Below are 16,865 nucleotides of genomic sequence, written 5' to 3'. Positions count from 1 at the left end.
CCGATGGGAGAGTATGATGGCAAATCAAGTCGTTGGGGCTTCATCCTTGCTGGCGATCGCAGCACTCGCCGCGCCGGCGCATGCTCAGGATAATGCAACCGCAACCGATACACAGGAAGCGAAAAGCGATGAGTCAGTCATCGTCGTGACCGCCACCCGTAGAGAAGGCGCATTGCAGGATGCGCCACTGGCCGTCACCGCACTTGGAGAACAGGCGCTACAGGACCGCTCGGTGTCGGCAATCGAAGATATCGGCAATTTCGCCCCGGGCGTACAGATCGCGCGTTACTAGGGCGATACCTCGATCTTCATCCGCGGCATCGGCACGCCCACGATCATCGCTGGCAACGACAGTTCGACGGCGGCCTATCTCAATGGCACTTACCTCAGCCGCGCTGCCGCCATCGGACCTGCCTTCTTTGATGTCGAGCGGATCGAGGTCCTGCGCGGCCCGCAGGGCACGCTTTACGGCCGCAACGCCACCGGTGGCGCGGTCAACATTTTCACCAAGCGGCCTAGCGACGAACTCGAAGGCGATGCGCGCCTAACACTCGGCAACTACGATCTGCAACGCTTCTCCGGGGGGGGTGGAGGTTCGCTTGTCGATGGAATGCGCGTGCGCCTAGCGATGCAAACCGAGACCCGCGATGGCTATGCGACCCTGATCCGGCCGGATGATTCCACTCAGGATACAGACGATGCGCAAAACATCGCCGCGCGACTGACAGTAGCACTCGACATCGCGCCTGCTGCCACTCTTACGGTGATGGGAGACTACTATCGCGCCGACGACCGCGCCAATGCCTATTACTATGCCAGCGCAGGATATGGTGAAGGCGATCCGTCCTGGTACATGACCCGTGAAGGCATCCAGACGTTACCCTATTTCGCGATCAAGAACGCAGGCCGCGTGACCGAGCGCAAGTCTCGCGAACTGTATGCCGATGTCCCCTACTACAATGATGTCGAGGTCTGGGGTATCACCGGGCAGCTTGACTGGGATCTCGGTGGATTCGGGTTGCAATTGCTCTCCTCTTATCGAGAGACCAAGACGGACTCGCAAAACGAGTTCGATCTGTCCGACAGCTTCAATACCTATGTCGGAAGGGCCGAAGGCCACTGGCAGTTCACCGCTGACGTCCAGCTCTCCTCCCCAATCGGAGACGCTGTCTCCTGGATTGCCGGCGCCAGCTATTTCAGCGAGGACAATCTCATCGACAACGATGTGTTCGGAGATTTCTGGGAGCCGATCCTGATCCAGGGTCTGACCGACTTGCAGAACGCCAATGTCCTGCCGCCTTTCCCGATCGTGATCCCGCAAACTACCGCTTGCTGCGAGCTGCAGTTGAGCGGCGCGCAGGATACTGAAGCCTTTGCGGTCTTTGCCGAAGCTGACATCGAACTTTCGGAGCGGCTCACAGCACGGGTCGGCGGCCGCTATAGCTGGGAACAGCGAGACGGCGCCCAGCGCTTTGAATTGCTGGTTCTGCCGGGCATCCGCTTCGCTCCGGAAGTGCTGTTCTTTCCGAACTCGGTGACCGATGATCGCAATGCAGCGCAACCAGATCCCTTCGGATTTCTGGTTGCACCGGTGCGCGGCCCTTCAACATTCGAAGCCTTTACCCCGAAGTTGGGGTTTGACTTCGAAGCGTCGGACGATGTGTTGCTTTATGCGACCGTGCAGCGCGGCTTCAAGAGCGGCGGATATAACATTGGCAGCAGCCAGCAAGACCCGTTCGACCCGGAAAAGATTTGGTCTTACGAGCTGGGCGTAAAGGGCGAGCTTGCCGACGGCGCAGTCGGGCTCAACAGTGCAATCTTCTATTACGACTACACCAATCTTCAGGCCCAGGACAGCGTGGCCAACCAGCCGATCATCCGCAATGTCGGCAAGGCAAGAGTGCTCGGCTTCGAGTTCGAAAGCTACGCGAAAGTGAGCGATACATTGCGTCTCGAAGCCAACGCTACGCGGCTCGACGCGACGTTCACCGATGGCGAATTGACCGAACCGCTGGTTCCCGCAGCGCTTACCGAGGCCCCGGGCAGCGTGCTGCGCGATCTTGACGGCCTGCGCCTTCCACGCGCTCCGAAATGGAAGTTTGGCGGTGCTGTCCAATGGAATGGCGACGTGTCAAATGGCGGCAATCTCGTCGCGCGCCTAGCCTATAACTGGCAGAGCAAGATCTACTTTACGATCTTCAATATCGAAGCTGCTTCTGAACCGTCCTACGGGCTGCTCGATGCGCGCCTGGCATACACTGGCGCGTCCGGTTGGTGGTCAGTTACTGCCTTCGGCAAGAACCTTACCAACGAGACCTACTTCACCAACCAGATCCTGACCGGAACAGTCTACGGTGCCGAGTTTGTCGGGCCCCTGGGGCCGCCGCGAACCTACGGCATCGAAGTGTCGGTCAGGTTCTAGCGCTGCACGGGAGAGGAGACATCATGACGCCGCTCGAAGTCACCGAAGAAGTCTTTGCTGCATTCGGCGCAGGCGACGTTGATCGGATCATGCGATCGCTGCATGAAAATGCTCGAATCGAATTCTACGGACCCAAAGTAATTCCCTATGCCGGAAATTTCGATGGTAGTGCCGAGTGCCGCAGTTTCTTCGAGACAGTCCTATCTTCGGTCGACATCCACCAATTCGATCCGGAAGAGTTTATCTGCGAAGGCGACAAGGTCGTCGTGACCGGACATCTCAACCTGACTGCACGATCGACCGGCCGCAAGATCGATTCCGATTTTGTCCATGTGATCACAGTCGCTAACGAGAAATGGCTGCTCTTCCGCGATTTCATGAACACGGCCAACGCACAGGCGGCCTTTGGCGCACCCTGATAGAAACCGGAGAAGTGGCATTGCCCAATCAAAACTAGCAAATGCCGAGTGGTCACGGAGAATGTCCGCTCCTAGGCATTTCCCGGCTTAAGCCGAGTATCCGACATTGCGGCGCATAGCTGCTATTCGCTGGCTTCCCACCACACGGGCCTGTCGACCTTTTGCGGCGTTCCGCTGTTTGCGAATGTCTCGCGCAGTTCGGCTTGCTTCAGGCGGCGACCTCCCAAGCGCTGCAGCGCCGCCTCGAAGATCCAAGGGTTTGATTCCCGGCGTCCTCACTTTTGGTGACGAGGATATTTCAGGACGGCCAACCATTGGCTTTCGAGTACGACGTCAACACCAGGACCGAAGGTCTTCCAGATGTTCTTGAAGGGTCAGTTGCCATGATCCAGGCGCTTCGAATAGCGACCGGAAGCAGACGCTGTGCAGCAAACCGCCTCCACATCGCCCACCTCCGTGGCGCTTTCATCATCCTACGATAGCTCGAGAGGGACCAGACTTGGGCCTTTGCTGAGCTGTGATGTTCAAGAAGTCGATCAAGAGCGTGAATTAATGTGTTGAGAGCAGACGCTGACTACCCCCGCCACTCCCGCCGTTCTTCAGCGGCCTTGAGCACTTCATAGGCGAGTTGCAGCTTCTGGAACTCGGCGGCTGCCTCGGCATCGCCGGGCTTCACATCGGGATGGACCGTCTTGGCCTTTTCGCGCCAGGCCTTCTTGATCGCGGGGAACTCGGCATCGGCCTCGAGCTCGAGCACGTCAAGCGCGCGCATTTCGTCGGCGCTGCGCGAACCGTCGCCCGACCCGCTCCAGCCGTAATGCGATGCCTCGGCATAGCCGGCGCTTTCCTGCCGCTCAGCCTTGGCGCGCTCGGCAGCCTGTTCCTTGTCGAGACCCTCGAAATAGTCCCATCCCTTGTTGTATTCGGCCGCGTGGCGTTGGCAGAAGTACCAGCGATCAGGGCTGTTGGGCGATTTGGGCGCCGGGCAATCGCCCTTCTCCTCGCATCCGTGGCGGTCGCAGATGCGCACGCTGGTCGCTTCGCGCGACGAGCCATAGCCGCGCCAGCGCGGGAATCCCCAGTCGTTCGAACGCCGCGCCTTAGGCATGAAAGGGCACCCCAGGCGCCATCGCAAATGTCGTTCGTCCGGCCATCATGGCGCTAGTCTAGGGATCGTTGTGCGGGAATGGAAGGCGTGGGAACCAGTTTCGAAGTGAAATGTTGCATTGCAACAGTATATTCATATCTACGCCCTATCGGCGCGACACGAGACCATTGATGAGCAAGCAACTCGCCCTTTCCAGCGCATTCGCAACCTTCGCCATGGCGGCGATGGTGCTGCTGCACACGCCCGACCATGGCGGCCTGGGCGGCGGCGAGGCGTTTGTGCCGGTGCAGGTCGATGCGCCGTCGCTCGACCTGCCCCAGCCGTCTTTCTTCAACTGATCAGTTGATTACCACGCTGACCGCGCGACGGTTCTGCGCCCAGGCGGCTTCGTTCGAAGCGAGCGCAACGGGCCGCTCCTTGCCGTAGCTGACGGTGGTGATCCGGCTCGCATCGATGCCGAGCCCGACGAGATAGTTCTTCGCCGCATTGGCACGCCGTTCGCCCAGCGCGAGGTTGTATTCGCGCGTGCCGCGTTCGTCGGCATGGCCTTCGATGGTGATACGGATCTGCGAATACTGGCCGAGGTATTGCGCCTGGGTCTGCAGGGCGGCAGCATCCGCGCTGTCGATATTGTAGCGGTCGGTGTCGAAGTAGATCACGTTCTGCCCGTTGACCGCATTCTCGAAATGCGCCTGCGTGCCGAGAACCGGGCCGGATGGGGTCGTGTCGACCGTGGTCGGGGCCGAGGTTTCCACCGGCGGCGGCGGCAGTTCTTCGGGGGCCTTCTTCGAGCAGGCGGCGAGCCCAGTGGAGCCGGCCAGGAGCATAACGGCTGCAAAACGCGTATTCATAACGGATCGTCCTTTCCCAAGGGGCCAAGCGGGGGTGGTGCCCCTGTGACTACTACTTCAAACTCATTCAGGGGAGAATCGGTCCCCACGCCGGGTCCGACGCGTCGACCGGCGTCGGCAGTTTCCGTTCATTACGACCGGTCAGGTCGACCTGGTAGAGATTCGACCGGCCCGAGTTTCGCTCGGTCCGGAAGAACTGGATGATCCGGCCGTTGGGCGCCCAGGTGGGTGCCTCGTCCTGCCAGCCATTGGTAAGAGTTCGCACATTGCCGCCGGAAGGTGACATCACGGCGATATTAAAGTCGCCGGCGATGCGGGTGAAGGCGATCTGGTCGCCGCGCGGGCTCCATTCGGGCGTAGCGCAACGGCCACCGCCGAAGCTGATGCGCCGCTGGTTCGATCCGTCGGCATTCATCACATAGCATTGCTGGCTGCCCGAACGGTCGCTCTCGAAAACGATCCTGCTGCCGTCGGGTGAATAGGAGCCGCCGATGTCGATCCCCGGCGTGTCGGTCAGCCGCACGCTCCGGCCTCCGGTCGCAGGAACGCGGTAGATGTCGGTATTGCCCGCAATCGCCATCGAATAGAGGATATGGCGGCCATCGGGGCTCCAGCGCGGGGCCAGCGTCGGATTGCCGGTCTGCGCCACCAGCGTCTGGCGGCCGGTGCCAATGTCATAGACATAGATGCGCGGATTGCCGTCGACATAGGAAAGGTAGAGCAGTTTCTTGTAGTCGGGCGAATAGCGCGGGGTCAGCGCAGTAGCGCTTCCCAGCGTCAGGAAGCGATGGTTGGCGCCGTCGCTGTCCATGATCGCGAGCCGCTTGACCCGGCGATCCTTGGGGCCGGTCTCGGCAATATAGGCGATGCGGCTATCGAAGAACGGGCTTTCGCCGGTCAGCCGGGCGTAGATCAGGTCCGAACACTTATGCGCCGCACGGCGCCAGTCGGCCGGTGGGACGACCCAGCCCTCGCGCACCAGCTCGTCCTGCAGCGCCACGTCATAGAGATAACAGCCGAACAGCAGCCGCCCGTCGCTGCGCGCGCGGACATATCCGTGGACCAGCATTTCCGCGCCGCGCCCGCTCCAGCTGCCCCAGCTAGGCGCCGTGATCTCGGCAAAGCTGGGCTGCGGCAGGCTGTCGGGGCCGACCGGCTTGAACAGGCCGTTGTTGCGCAGGTTCGCGGTGATGACGCGCGCCACCTCGCGCCCTAGCGCGGCAGTGCCATCGGAATTGGCGGGGGTCGGCTGATCGCTATCGGTGGCAAAGCCGGGGATCGCGATGCCCAGGTCCTGCCAGTCGCTTTCGTCGGTGACAGTGAAGGTCAGCCCGTCTTCAGCCTCGCCCAGCGTCTCGACCTCGCCACCTTCGGGAGCGGGTTGGCCGAGGTCCTGGTTCTGCGCGGCGAGCGGCGCCGCCACGAATGCGAGAGCGAGAATGAGCTTTTTCATCGAGACAAATTCCTATCGAAACGGGCGCCGCGGATCGACTTCCATGCGTTGTAATACTCGGGGGGCAGATCAAACGGAGCCGCCTTAATGACGGCCGCGATTGCTCGTTCGGCGTGAATGTTCGCCTGCGGGCGATTTGATTCGTTGATACCTGACTGGCCGCGCACGGTCGGTCGCCCCTTGAGGCGGCCGTCCTCGTCGAGGTCGAAATCGAGTAGCGTGACGAGCAGTTCCACGTCGACGCCCGACGGCGCGTTCCAATGCGGCCTGATCTGGCGCGCGAGCGCCTGCTGCAGGCTGGCCTTGGCGCTCGCACCGATCTGCGAGGCGGGAATGCGCGTCTCGTCGGTCCTGGTCGAGCTGCCTGCCCCGCCGAGAAAATCATTGCCGACCCGGCTGCCCCCGCCCGTGGCAGGCTTGGGCGAACTGGTAGCGCGCGGCTGCGGCGTATTGCGCGGCCTGGGCGAGGTGATCGCATTGCGGTCGGGCTGTACGGTGGCACTCGGTTGGGGGCGCGGCTGATCGACCGTGGGTGCGGGTTCGTCGGCCAAGGTCGGGGCAATCGACGCGCGGCTTTCCGGCACCGGCTCGGGCGCGGTCGCCTCGAGCCCGACTTCTTCTGCCAGGCTGACGGTCATGCGTTCGGGAATGTCGAGCACTTCGGTGCGCGAAGGCTGGATCATCAGGACAGCGGCCAGCAGCAGGTGCAGCCCCAGGGCAATGCCCAGGCCTATTCTTTCCTCCCTGCGAAACTGCGTCGCTTCCATTGCTCCTCGGCTATTCCTCGGCGTCTGAACCGCTGCTGACGGCCGGTTGTCGCGCACCGGAGTTGGTCACCAGCGAAATCGAATTGAACCCAGCCCGGTTGAGCTCGCCCATCACCGCCATCACGCGGCCGTAATCGAGCGCGCGGTCGCCGCGCAGCACAATGATCGGGCCATTGCCGTCGCCACCGCGGTCGAGCCGCTCAAGCGCTTCGGGCAAGCCGCCCACCGGCACGCGGGTGTCGTCGATGAAGACATAGCCTTCGCTATCGATGCTGATCGTCACCTGGTCGGGCGTCTGGTCAATCGGGTTGGCACGGCTGTCGGGCAGTTCGATCGGCACGCCCGAGGTGAGCAGAGGTGCCGTGACCATGAAGATAATCAGCAGCACGAGCATCACGTCGACGAAGGGCGTGACGTTGATCTCGGCCATAGGCGCGCGGCGCGACCGGCGCGTCCGTCCTCCGACCTGGGCGATACCCATCGCCATCAGGCTTTATCCAGCTCGCGCGACAGGCCCGCGTGGAACTTGTCGGCAAACCGGTGCAGCCGCGCTTCATAGCGGTTCACCCGGTGGCTGAAACGGTTGTAGGCGATAACGGCGGGGATCGCCGCGAACAGACCGATGGCAGTCGCGAACAATGCCTCCGAAATGCCGGGCGCCACGACCGCGAGCGAGGAGCTTTCCTGCGCGCCGATCTGGAAGAAGCTGTTCATGATGCCCCACACGGTGCCGAACAGCCCGACGAAGGGCGCGACCGAACCGGTGGTGGCGAGGAAGTTCAGCCGCTCGGCCAGATCGTCGGCTTCCTGCGCCACGCGGCTCTCCATGGCGGTATGGAGCCGCTGACGCACGCCGTCGCGGTCGACCGCCTGGGTCTTGGTCGAGCGCTGCCATTCGTCCAGCCCCGCCCCGGCCACGCGGGCCGTGGGAAGGTCGGCACGCGCGCGCTTGCCCAGCATCCGTTCGTGATCCTGGCTTTCCCAGAACTCTTCCTCATAGCTGCGCGATTTCTTCTCCAGCTTGCCCATTCGCAGGCTGAAGGAGACGATGATCATCCACACCCAGATGCTGGCGAGGATCAGGCCGGCCATCACCGCCTGCACCACGATATCGGCCTGCAGGAACAGGTCGATCGGATCGAGACGGCTCGATCCACCGACCGAGAGAAGCGAAAGCGTGGAGGTCATGCGAGATTGTCTTCCATGAAATTCGTGAACGCGGCGCGCCATTCGCCCGGCTGACGGCGCGGCCTTCCATCGGGTGCAACGAAGCCGACGCGCAATTGTGCCTCGGCGAGCAGTTCTTCGCCACGAAAAGCCTTCTGGTGCATGCGACAACTAGCTGCACCCATCTCGGTGCAGCGCGTTTCGATCACCACGTCGTCATCGAGCTTGGCGGGGCGGAGGTATTTGAGATTGATCTCGGACACGGCATAGGCGCCCTCGCCTTCCTCGATCGCGCCGCGCTGGTCGATGTCGAGCATGCGCAGAAGGTCGCTGCGGGCGCGTTCGAACCAGCGCAGGTAATTGGCATGATAGGTGATGCCCGAAAGGTCGGTGTCCTCGTAATAGACGCGCACCGCATAGAGGTGCCGCGGTCCGTCGAAACAGCCGCCGGGAGGATGGGGACGAGCGCTCATTTGTCGGTCAGCGCCTTAGCGGAGGCGCGAGTCCCGCGGCAAGCCATTCCGACGAAGCGACTCTGGCCTGCGACGAATACCTATCTGCGCATCAGCATCGGGCCGAGCGGATGCCCGCCGAAGATATGCACGTGCAGATGCGGCACTTCCTGATGGCCGTGCCCACCGACGTTGGCGAGCAGGCGATAACCCGGCTCGACCAGTCCCTTGGCGCGGGCAACCTCGCCCACGGCTCGCACGAAACCGGCGATCTCATCGGCCGATGCCCTGGCGGAGAAATCGTCCCAACTCACATAGCGCCCCTTGGGGATCACCAGCGTATGGATTTCGGCCTGCGGATTGATGTCTTCGAAGGCGAAGGCCCAGTCGTCTTCATAGACCTTGTTCGACGGGATTTCGCCGCGCAGGATCTTGGCGAAGATATTGTTGTCGTCATAGGGCTGGGTCGCGTCGATCGGCATCTCTACTCGCTCCTGCTGGCTTTTTCCTCGAGGCCGGATACGCCGTCACGCCGATCGAGTTCGGCCAAGACCTCGTCCAGCTTGATGCGGCGCGCCTGCAGCAGAACCATCAGGTGAAACAGCAGGTCTGCGCTTTCGGTCACGACCTCTTCGCGCGATCCGGACAGGCTGGCGATCACCGCCTCGATCGCCTCCTCGCCCAGCTTTTGTGCGATCTTCTCGATGCCCTCGGCATTGAGCCTGGCGACATAACTCTCGTCCGGCGAGGCATTGCGCCGTTCGGCGATGACCTGTTCGAGGCGCTTCAGCGTGTCCATCGCAGATCCTTTGGTTCAAACCCCGCGCGCGGGCAAGCCCGCTGCGCGCAGCGCCTCGTGCGCCTCGGCGATCGAATGCGTGCCGAAGTGGAAGATCGAGGCGGCGAGCACGGCACTCGCATGCCCTTCGGTGACCCCATCGACGAGGTGCTGCAAGTTGCCGACGCCGCCGCTGGCGACCACCGGGATATTGACCGCATCCGCGATGGTGCGCGTCAGTTCGAGGTCATAGCCGGCCTGCGTCCCGTCGCCATCCATCGAGGTGACGAGCAGTTCGCCCGCGCCCAGTTCGGCGACTTTCCGGGCGTATTCGACCGCGTCGATCCCGGTGGCCTCTCGCCCGCCATGGGTGAAGATCTCCCATTTGCCTTCGCCGACGCGCCGCGCATCGACGCTTGCCACCACGCACTGGCTGCCGAACTTAGCAGCAATCTCGCCGATCAGCTCCGGTCGCGCCACGGCAGCCGAGTTGATCGCGACCTTGTCCGCCCCGGCGAGCAGCAGCGCGCGCGCATCCTCGACGCTTCGCACCCCGCCGCCCACAGTCAGCGGCATGAAGCAGACCTCGGCCGTGCGCCGCACGATATCGAGCAGCGTGCCGCGCCCCTCGTGGCTGGCCGAGATGTCGAGAAAGCACAGCTCATCCGCCCCCGCCGCGTCATAGGCCTGGGCCTGCTCGACCGGGTCGCCCGCATCCTTGAGATCGACGAAGTTGACGCCCTTGACCACGCGCCCATCGGCCACGTCGAGGCAGGGGATGACGCGAATACGGACGGTCATTAGTCGGCCTCCACCGTTCCGGTCAGCTCCAGGCTGCCAACCTCGACCCTCAGCTGTTCGCCGATCTCGAATTGCGGGATCGCCTCGCTGCTCATGCCCTTCCAGCGAAACTCGAGCGTGCTGCCGTTCCGCTCGAACTCGGAGATCAGGGCCTCGCCGCGGAACAGACGAACCGGTTCATCGCCTGGCGGAAGATCGCGCAGGACCAGGCTGAATCGCTCCTGCCCGTCGCTCCAGCGATCCTGGGCCAGCTTGCCGTAGCGCGTTGCGCCATTGCGGAAGCGGCACTCGACATCATGGGTCTTGAGCACCCCAGGGCCGGTCACGATCATGCTCGGGCTGTCCGCAAGCTTGTTCTTGAGCAGCATCACGACCACTACGCCGAAGATGATGAAGCCGATGATCGTGAACAGCGACATGACTATTCGCGCGCCCCGATCGCAATCGCGGTGGCGAGATCGAGCCGCCCCTCGTAGAGCGCGCGGCCGGTGATCACGCCCTCGATCCCCTCATGCGCATGCAGGGCGAGGACATGGATATCGTCGAGGCCCTTCACCCCGCCGCTGGCGATGACAGGAATATCGACCCGCCGCGCGAGATCGAGCGTCGCATCGATGTTGCAGCCCTTGAGCAAGCCGTCGCGCCCGATATCGGTGAACAGCAACGAGGCGACGCCCGCATCCTCGAACCGGCGGGCCATGTCGACAACGGAAACGTCCGAAACTTCGGCCCAGCCTTCGGTTGCGACCATGCCGTCGCGCGCATCGACGGCGACGACAATGCCGCCTTCCCACTCGCGCGCCATCGCCTTGACGAAATCGGGGTCCTTGAGCGCGGCCGAGCCGATCACGATCCTCGCCACTCCGAGGTTGAACCAGAATTCGACCGCTTTAGGCGTGCGGATGCCGCCGCCGAGTTGGACGTAGCCGGGGAACTGCTCGATGATCGCCTGCACGGCATCGGCATTGCGGCTCTCGCCTGCAAACGCCCCGTCGAGATCGACCACATGGAGATGTTCCGCCCCCGCCTCGGCGAAGAGCATCGCCTGCGCCGCGGGGTTATCGCCATAGACGGTCGCGCGCGCCATGTCGCCTTCGGCCAGCCGGACGACTTCGCCACCCTTGAGGTCAATCGCAGGAAAAACAATCATCTCGGGTCCCAATTGAGAAAACGTTCGAGCATCGCAATACCATAGGCCTGGCTCTTTTCGGGATGGAACTGCACGCCGAGGATATTGTCGCGCGCAACGGCAGCGACCAGCCCCTCGCCGTGATCGGTCATCGCCGCGATCGTGTGCGGGTCGGTTGCCGCGAAATGGTAGGAATGGAGAAAGTATGCTTCGCCCTCATCTATCACCTCGTGCCCCCGGGCATGGGGCATGATCGCGACATCGTTCCAGCCCATGTGCGGGACCTTGATGCTGGCGTCGGAGGGCTCGATCAGGTGTACCTCGCCCTCAATCCAGCGGAGCCCCTTCGTCGTGCCGTGTTCGAGCCCGCGCGTCGCCAGCAGTTGCATGCCGACGCAGATGCCGAGGAAGGGCGCGCCACCGACCAGCACCCGCTCCTCGAGCGCGGCGATCATGCCGGTGACCTTGCGCAGGCCCAGGGCGCACGCCTTGAAACTGCCCACGCCGGGCAGAACGATACGGTCCGCCGCGCGCACGACGTCGGGATCGGAGGTGACGGTAACCTTTGCGCCCGCCTTGCCGAGCGCATTCTCGACGGAATGGAGGTTGCCCGCGCCGTAATCGATCAGCGCGGTGACCTCAGCCACCCAACTGCCCCTTGGTACTCGGGATCGCCCCACCCTTCCGCGGGTCCTGCTCGACCGCGACCCCCATTGCGCGGGCGAATCCCTTGTAGATCGCCTCGCAGATGTGGTGGTTGTTGGTGCCGTAGAGCAGCTCGACATGCAGGGTGATCCCGGCGGTCTGCGCGACCGACTGGAACCAGTGTTCGATCAGCTCGGTGTCCCACTCGCCCAGCTTCTCCTGCGTGAAGCCGGCCTTCCACACGAGGTAGGGCCTGCCCGAAATGTCAAGCGCGACGCGCGCCAACGTCTCGTCCATCGGCGAATAGGTCGCGCCATAGCGCCCGATCCCGCCCTTGTCGCCGAGCGCCTCGGTCAGGGCCTGGCCAAGCGCGAGCGCGCTGTCCTCGGTCGTGTGATGCTGGTCGACATGCAGGTCGCCTTGGACCTTCATCGTCACGTCGATCAGCGAGTGCTTCGAAAACTGTTCGACCATGTGATCGAGGAAACCGATCCCGGTCGTAACATCATAGCTGCCCGTGCCGTCGAGGTTGACCTCGACGACGATGGCGGTTTCCGCGGTCTTGCGCTCGATCCTGCCGGTTCTCATGCGGTTGGCTATAGGCGCTGAGACGGTGCGCGCAAGCACCCCTATCGGGCGATATTCTCCCCTGTCCTCAAGCGAATGTTGCTTGACCCGCGCCTTCCGCAACGCCACCTATTGGCCATGAGCGACGAGACGCCCGACAGCCTGATCCCTTACGACGAGATCGTGCAGGAAGCGCTGCGCGCCGTCGTGGGCCGCGTGCTGGGCGAAATCGAGCAGACCGGCGGCGATCTGCCGGGCAACCACCATTTCTACATCACCTTCAAGACCGGGGCAGCCGGGGTTTCGATCCCGCCGCACCTGCGCGAACGCTTCCCCGATGAGATGACCATCGTGCTCCAGAACAAGTTCTGGGAACTCGAAGTGGGCGAAGAGGTGTTCTCGGTCGGCCTCAGCTTCAACAAGGTACCGGCCAAGCTCACTATTCCCTTCGCCGCGATCACCGCCTTCGTCGATCCGGCCGTCGATTTCGGCCTGCAGTTCCATGCCACGGTTCCGGACATGGCGCCCGAAATGCACGAGGACGCCGAGAACGATGGGTCGGAACAGGGCGGCGACGCAGACGTTAAGGGAAGCGACGACGGTTCGAATGTCGTGACCGTCGATTTCGGCCGCAAGAAATAGCGCGCATCACCTTGCGCGCTGCTGCGGATAGCAGGGGCTCCATGGCCAAGAAACCAATCGGCGAGAAAGTCAGCGACCAGGCCGCAGAAGCGGCCAAGCCACTGGCGCGCGTGGTCAAGCAGCAGACCGGCGGCATGCCCGGCCCCAGCACCAATCCTGCGACCAATATCCTGATCGCCGATATCGTCCTGCGCGGCGCGGGGCGCATCATGCGCAACAGCATGCAAAAGGGCATGCTGCGCGCCGGCTACGATCGCGAGACGGCGCGCGAAATGATCAACAACCGGACCATGGCGAGCAGCCTGATCCTCTACGGCGCCAGCAAGATCGCGACGCGTTCGATCCCCGGCGCGCTGCTGGTAGGCGGCGGACTGATCGCGAAGACGCTCTACGACCGCGGGCTTTCGAAGCGCGAAGCGCGGCGACGCGGTGAGAAACAGATCGAGCAAATGACCGAGAAAAAGTGACGGCGCATTTGCCCACCGCCCCTTGATTCACCTCGCCAGCTAGGCCAACAGCGCGCATGGCCGACAGCACACACAATTCGGACAAGCTCCATCGCCGCGGACTGATGTTCATCCTGTCCTCGCCCTCGGGTGCAGGAAAGACGACCATCTCGCACATGCTGCTGATGGCGGATGATGAGATCAGGCTGTCGGTCTCGGCCACCACGCGGCCCAGGCGCTCGGGCGAAGTCCACGGCGTCGACTACTTCTTCGTCGACGACACCACCTTCGACAAGATGGTCGAACAGGACGAGTTCTACGAATGGGCCCACGTGTTCGGGCACCGTTACGGCACGCCCAAGGGTGCCATCCGCAAGGGCCTGAAAGAAGGGGAAGATTTCCTCTTCGACATCGATTGGCAGGGCACCCAACAGCTCTACCAGAAGGACCAGCAGGACGTCGTTTCGGTCTTCATCCTCCCGCCGAGCCTGCCCGAGCTGCGCCGCCGCCTGGAGAGCAGGGCGCAGGACAGCGCCGAAGTGATCGATGCGCGAATGGATCGCGCGCGCGGCGAGATCAGCCATTGGGCCGAATATGATTACGTCGTGATCAACGACGATGTCGACGAATGCTTCGTCAAAGTCCGCGAAATCCTGCATGCCGAGCGGATGCGCCGTACGCGGCAGACCGGGCTGATCCCCTTCGTCCGCGAATTGACGCAGTAGTTTTCGCTGGGGCGACCCGACACCCGCTTGAGCTACTCAAGCCGCTCCATCAGGTAGCACAGGCAGTCCTGGCGGATGATGCGCTCGTCGAGCGTCAGCATGGCCGGTATTGCGGCCTCGCTCAGCCGCAGCACGCCATCCTCGACCTGGAAGAACCTGTCCGCGATGTCGCGGCCCGTCTCGTCGATGAGCTCGAGCGGGCGCGGATGGTCCGTCTTGCCGAAAGCGGTTGCCGCGGCAACAGGCTGGAAATTGTACTCGTCCAGATGCGGTTCGAGCGACAGATGCGGGGATGCGGAACCCGGCCCGAGTGAGATTTCCGGTTTGACCCTCACCACACCGAGCGTGTGATAAAGTTCGAGCCCTTCGCCCGCCGACGCCCCGCTCGGCAATTCCTCCAGCGACAGCACCGCTTCGATAAAGCGCGCGCCTGCAACCGCATTGGCATCGCTTCCCGGCTGTCCGCACTCCGCCGTCATCGCCGGGACGAGACCGCTGAAAGAGGCCGTCTGCGTCCCCGGCAATCCGCGAAACAGCACCGCACGCGGCGCGAACAGCGCCGCCAGCCCGCGCACGCCGTCATCGCGCGTGCAGATAACGCCATAATGCGGGTTGCGCCCGGTGTTGTTGTGGAGGTCGAGCGCGGCAAAGGCTCCGCGTTCGACTACGCGCCGATGCACCTCGGCCATGACCTGGCCAGCGGGCGTATCGCTGCCCTGCTCGGCGCCCGGCCAGATCCGGTTGTAATCGGGCTGGTTCTCCACCCTGCGCAGCCCCTCCCGTGCTGCCTCCACATTCCCGATGAGCAGCATCAGCGGGCGAGGCAGGCTCCGCCCCGTATGGGCGCGCAGCACGCGCTGGATCGCGCCCAGTCCCGAATCCTCGTTCCCATGCAGCAGGATCGACACGAACAGCGGCGCCCCGCTTTTTCCCGGGAGTTCGATCAGCGTCGGCCCCTTAAGGATGCGGTGAAGGTCCCTCGCGCCGCAGTCGAGGAATCCGTCGGGCAGCGCCTGCAGGAGTGTGAGCGAGGTCATGTCGCTTGAAGCTTTCAGAGCGGCCACTCGTGGACCGGAAGTCCGGAGCGTTGGTGCGACAGGTAGTCGGCGGTCAGCCGATGGACGTCGCCGTAGCGTTCGAAATGCGCGAGTTGCCAGCTGGCGCCGTTGCGACCGCAGGCCACGCGCAGCGCAATGACCGAGAGGTATTTGTCGATCAGCTCCTCGGCCATGCCTTGCGCGCGGAGACCGCGCTCGGCCATTGGCAACAGTTCCTTGATCACCTCCCGGACCGGTCGCCGCCCCTTGCGCCCGAACCAGTCGATTTCCGCACCCAGGCCATGGCGAGCGGCGGCATAGAAATTCGCGCGCGCCTTGTCGAAGGGAAGTTCCGCCTTGGCGGCAGGCGCGAAGCTCGCCAATTCGTGGACGGTTCCGAAATAGAAAGCGGCGTTGGCCATCATGTCGAGCACGCTCGGCCCAGCCGGCATGACGCGCTGCTCGATCCTGAGATGCGGCGTACCGTCGCCATCGAAGCCGACCAGCGGCCGGACCCAGCGCCACAGGGTGCCATTGTGCAGTCGCAGGCAGGCGAAGGCGGCGTCGTCTCGATCATCGCAGAACGGCAGCATCACAGGATATTCGCCGCAGTTCTCCTCGAATGTCTCGACGAGGTCCGCCTCGGCATAGCTCGATCCGAAGGTCACTCGCTGGCTCGAGGCCGGTTGCGCCAACGCCTGTTCGAACACGGGAATCCGCGTCTCGTGCCACAAGGGGCGGCCGAACAGGAACGGAGAATTTGCGGAGATTGCCACCAGCGGCGCGCTGAGCATGAGCGAGGCATTGAAGGCGTGCAACAGGCGCTCGGGCGGAAGCTGGAGGTGCAATTGCAGCGACGTCGTCGCCGCTTCAAGCATCACGTCGCGGTAATCGGTGCGGAAACCTGCCGATCCCGCGATGCAACCCTCGATCTCGATCGCGATCGGGGCGCCGCCGCGCATCCGCATCGCCTCATTGTTGAGCGCGCTGTAGCGATTGGATGGCGTCATCATGTCGAGCGACAGGTCTTCCTCGCGCAGGGTCGGCAAGGTGCCGATGGCGACCACGGTATCGACATCGTCATGCGCGTTGGCGGTGCAGCGGCGCATTGTCTGGCTCAGGTGGGCATGCATCCGGCCCAGCCCCTCGCCCGCGATCTCTTCGACCGGGGTGTTGATTTCGATATTGAAGCGCGACAACTCGGCGACCACGGACACGTCGTCCAGCCGGTCGAGAAACGACTGGTTGTGCGGCGCGGGATAGAAATTGTGGTCGATCAGCCAGGCTTCGAGCTCAAGGCCGATACGAGGCCCGGCTTGCGAGAGGCTGCCACTCTCGAGAGTTATGCGCAGCAGCGCCGTTTCGCGGGCCAGCCGGGCACCGAACCGGGAGCGATCGTCCTCCGTGAAACCCTCGACGCTGATTTCCTGACCCATCGCCTTCACCCGCTATCGCA

23 protein-coding genes and 1 pseudogene are annotated in these 16,865 nt (G+C 63.3%); 8 read left to right on the top strand and 16 right to left on the bottom strand.

Going from position 1 to position 16,865, the window contains the following annotated elements; genetic code table 11:
* Positions 1-16 precede the first annotated feature (16 nt).
* From P7228_RS09800 to P7228_RS09790, 4 genes and pseudogenes are all read left to right on the top strand, one after another.
* Positions 17-292: a hypothetical protein gene (locus P7228_RS09800; RefSeq protein WP_278015057.1), complete on the top strand. Its 276-nt coding sequence runs from the start codon at positions 17-19 to the stop codon at positions 290-292.
* Between the two features lie 12 nt (positions 293-304).
* Positions 305-481 (top strand): annotated as a pseudogene (locus P7228_RS16115) (TonB-dependent receptor plug domain-containing protein); the annotation flags it as partial.
* A 135-nt stretch (positions 482-616) separates the two neighbouring features.
* Positions 617-2,422 carry a TonB-dependent receptor gene (locus P7228_RS09795; RefSeq protein ID WP_278015056.1) on the top strand — a complete coding sequence of 602 codons (1,806 nt, stop codon included), beginning with the start codon at positions 617-619 and terminating at the stop codon, positions 2,420-2,422.
* Between the two features lie 23 nt (positions 2,423-2,445).
* Positions 2,446-2,841, top strand: coding sequence for a nuclear transport factor 2 family protein (locus P7228_RS09790; protein ID WP_278015055.1), 396 nt, complete (start codon positions 2,446-2,448; stop codon positions 2,839-2,841).
* Between the two features lie 574 nt (positions 2,842-3,415).
* On the opposite strand, the gene P7228_RS09785 is transcribed toward P7228_RS09790, so the two are convergent.
* Positions 3,416-3,949 (bottom strand): J domain-containing protein, encoded by a 534-nt coding sequence (locus P7228_RS09785; RefSeq protein WP_278015054.1) that lies wholly within the window; start codon positions 3,947-3,949, stop codon positions 3,416-3,418.
* A gap of 170 nt (positions 3,950-4,119) precedes the next feature.
* Here P7228_RS09785 and P7228_RS09780 point away from each other — a divergent pair, with 170 nt between their 5' ends.
* The gene (locus tag P7228_RS09780; RefSeq protein WP_278015053.1) at positions 4,120-4,287 is read left to right on the top strand and encodes a hypothetical protein; all 168 of its coding nucleotides are present in this window, start codon (positions 4,120-4,122) and stop codon (positions 4,285-4,287) included.
* Here P7228_RS09780 and pal read toward each other — a convergent pair whose 3' ends face one another.
* From pal to hisB, 13 genes are all read right to left on the bottom strand, one after another.
* Positions 4,288-4,800, bottom strand: a complete 513-nt coding sequence (gene pal / locus P7228_RS09775; RefSeq protein ID WP_278015052.1) for a peptidoglycan-associated lipoprotein Pal — start codon at positions 4,798-4,800, stop codon at positions 4,288-4,290.
* A gap of 67 nt (positions 4,801-4,867) precedes the next feature.
* Positions 4,868-6,253 carry a Tol-Pal system beta propeller repeat protein TolB gene (tolB, locus tag P7228_RS09770; RefSeq protein WP_278015051.1) on the bottom strand — a complete coding sequence of 462 codons (1,386 nt, stop codon included), beginning with the start codon at positions 6,251-6,253 and terminating at the stop codon, positions 4,868-4,870.
* Entirely contained in the window at positions 6,250-7,020 is a 771-nt protein-coding gene (locus P7228_RS09765; RefSeq protein ID WP_278015050.1) for an energy transducer TonB, read from the bottom strand. Before P7228_RS09765 ends, tolB begins: the two co-directional genes overlap by 4 nt.
* Before the next feature lie 10 nt (positions 7,021-7,030).
* Complete coding sequence (locus P7228_RS09760) at positions 7,031-7,507, bottom strand: ExbD/TolR family protein (protein ID WP_278015049.1); 477 nt, start codon at positions 7,505-7,507, stop codon at positions 7,031-7,033.
* The gene (tolQ, locus tag P7228_RS09755) at positions 7,507-8,208 is read right to left on the bottom strand and encodes a protein TolQ (protein WP_278015048.1); all 702 of its coding nucleotides are present in this window, start codon (positions 8,206-8,208) and stop codon (positions 7,507-7,509) included. The genes P7228_RS09760 and tolQ overlap by 1 nt, the downstream gene beginning before the upstream one ends.
* Complete coding sequence (locus tag P7228_RS09750; protein WP_278015047.1) at positions 8,205-8,660, bottom strand: YbgC/FadM family acyl-CoA thioesterase; 456 nt, start codon at positions 8,658-8,660, stop codon at positions 8,205-8,207. Before P7228_RS09750 ends, tolQ begins: the two co-directional genes overlap by 4 nt.
* 80 nt (positions 8,661-8,740) lie before the next feature.
* Positions 8,741-9,121, bottom strand: coding sequence for a histidine triad nucleotide-binding protein (locus P7228_RS09745; RefSeq protein ID WP_278015046.1), 381 nt, complete (start codon positions 9,119-9,121; stop codon positions 8,741-8,743).
* Between the two features lie 2 nt (positions 9,122-9,123).
* Positions 9,124-9,438, bottom strand: coding sequence for a phosphoribosyl-ATP diphosphatase (locus P7228_RS09740; RefSeq protein ID WP_278015045.1), 315 nt, complete (start codon positions 9,436-9,438; stop codon positions 9,124-9,126).
* Positions 9,439-9,453: 15 nt separating this feature from the next.
* The gene (hisF, locus tag P7228_RS09735) at positions 9,454-10,218 is read right to left on the bottom strand and encodes an imidazole glycerol phosphate synthase subunit HisF (RefSeq protein WP_278015044.1); all 765 of its coding nucleotides are present in this window, start codon (positions 10,216-10,218) and stop codon (positions 9,454-9,456) included.
* Positions 10,218-10,637, bottom strand: a complete 420-nt coding sequence (locus P7228_RS09730) for a hypothetical protein (RefSeq protein WP_278015043.1) — start codon at positions 10,635-10,637, stop codon at positions 10,218-10,220. Before P7228_RS09730 ends, hisF begins: the two co-directional genes overlap by 1 nt.
* Positions 10,638-10,639: 2 nt before the next feature.
* The gene (hisA, locus tag P7228_RS09725) at positions 10,640-11,368 is read right to left on the bottom strand and encodes a 1-(5-phosphoribosyl)-5-[(5-phosphoribosylamino)methylideneamino]imidazole-4-carboxamide isomerase (protein ID WP_278015042.1); all 729 of its coding nucleotides are present in this window, start codon (positions 11,366-11,368) and stop codon (positions 10,640-10,642) included.
* Complete coding sequence (gene hisH, locus P7228_RS09720) at positions 11,365-11,994, bottom strand: imidazole glycerol phosphate synthase subunit HisH (RefSeq protein ID WP_278015041.1); 630 nt, start codon at positions 11,992-11,994, stop codon at positions 11,365-11,367. Before hisH ends, hisA begins: the two co-directional genes overlap by 4 nt.
* A complete protein-coding gene (gene hisB, locus P7228_RS09715; RefSeq protein WP_278015040.1) occupies positions 11,987-12,580 on the bottom strand; it encodes an imidazoleglycerol-phosphate dehydratase HisB in 594 nt (197 codons plus the stop codon). Before hisB ends, hisH begins: the two co-directional genes overlap by 8 nt.
* A gap of 117 nt (positions 12,581-12,697) precedes the next feature.
* Here hisB and P7228_RS09710 point away from each other — a divergent pair, with 117 nt between their 5' ends.
* Genes P7228_RS09710 through gmk form a run of 3 tightly spaced genes read left to right on the top strand, consistent with a single transcriptional unit; the run spans position 12,698 to position 14,372 of the window.
* Positions 12,698-13,201 (top strand): SspB family protein, encoded by a 504-nt coding sequence (locus tag P7228_RS09710; protein WP_278015039.1) that lies wholly within the window; start codon positions 12,698-12,700, stop codon positions 13,199-13,201.
* 41 nt (positions 13,202-13,242) lie between these two features.
* A complete protein-coding gene (locus P7228_RS09705) occupies positions 13,243-13,668 on the top strand; it encodes a hypothetical protein (RefSeq protein ID WP_278015038.1) in 426 nt (141 codons plus the stop codon).
* A 56-nt stretch (positions 13,669-13,724) separates the two neighbouring features.
* Positions 13,725-14,372 (top strand): guanylate kinase, encoded by a 648-nt coding sequence (gene gmk / locus P7228_RS09700; RefSeq protein ID WP_278015037.1) that lies wholly within the window; start codon positions 13,725-13,727, stop codon positions 14,370-14,372.
* Between the two features lie 32 nt (positions 14,373-14,404).
* Here the strand turns inward: gmk and P7228_RS09695 are convergent, their stop codons facing one another.
* Together P7228_RS09695 and P7228_RS09690 are read right to left on the bottom strand one after the other, a co-directional pair.
* Positions 14,405-15,409: a M14 family metallopeptidase gene (locus P7228_RS09695; protein WP_278015036.1), complete on the bottom strand. Its 1,005-nt coding sequence runs from the start codon at positions 15,407-15,409 to the stop codon at positions 14,405-14,407.
* A gap of 14 nt (positions 15,410-15,423) precedes the next feature.
* Positions 15,424-16,845: a glutamate-cysteine ligase family protein gene (locus P7228_RS09690; RefSeq protein WP_278015035.1), complete on the bottom strand. Its 1,422-nt coding sequence runs from the start codon at positions 16,843-16,845 to the stop codon at positions 15,424-15,426.
* Positions 16,846-16,865: the final 20 nt, after the last annotated feature.

The sequence above is a fragment of the Altererythrobacter sp. CAU 1644 genome, from assembly GCF_029623755.1.
In the GTDB taxonomy this organism is placed as follows: domain Bacteria; phylum Pseudomonadota; class Alphaproteobacteria; order Sphingomonadales; family Sphingomonadaceae; genus Erythrobacter; species Erythrobacter arenosus.
This window is presented reverse-complemented; position numbering and strand designations above follow the sequence as displayed.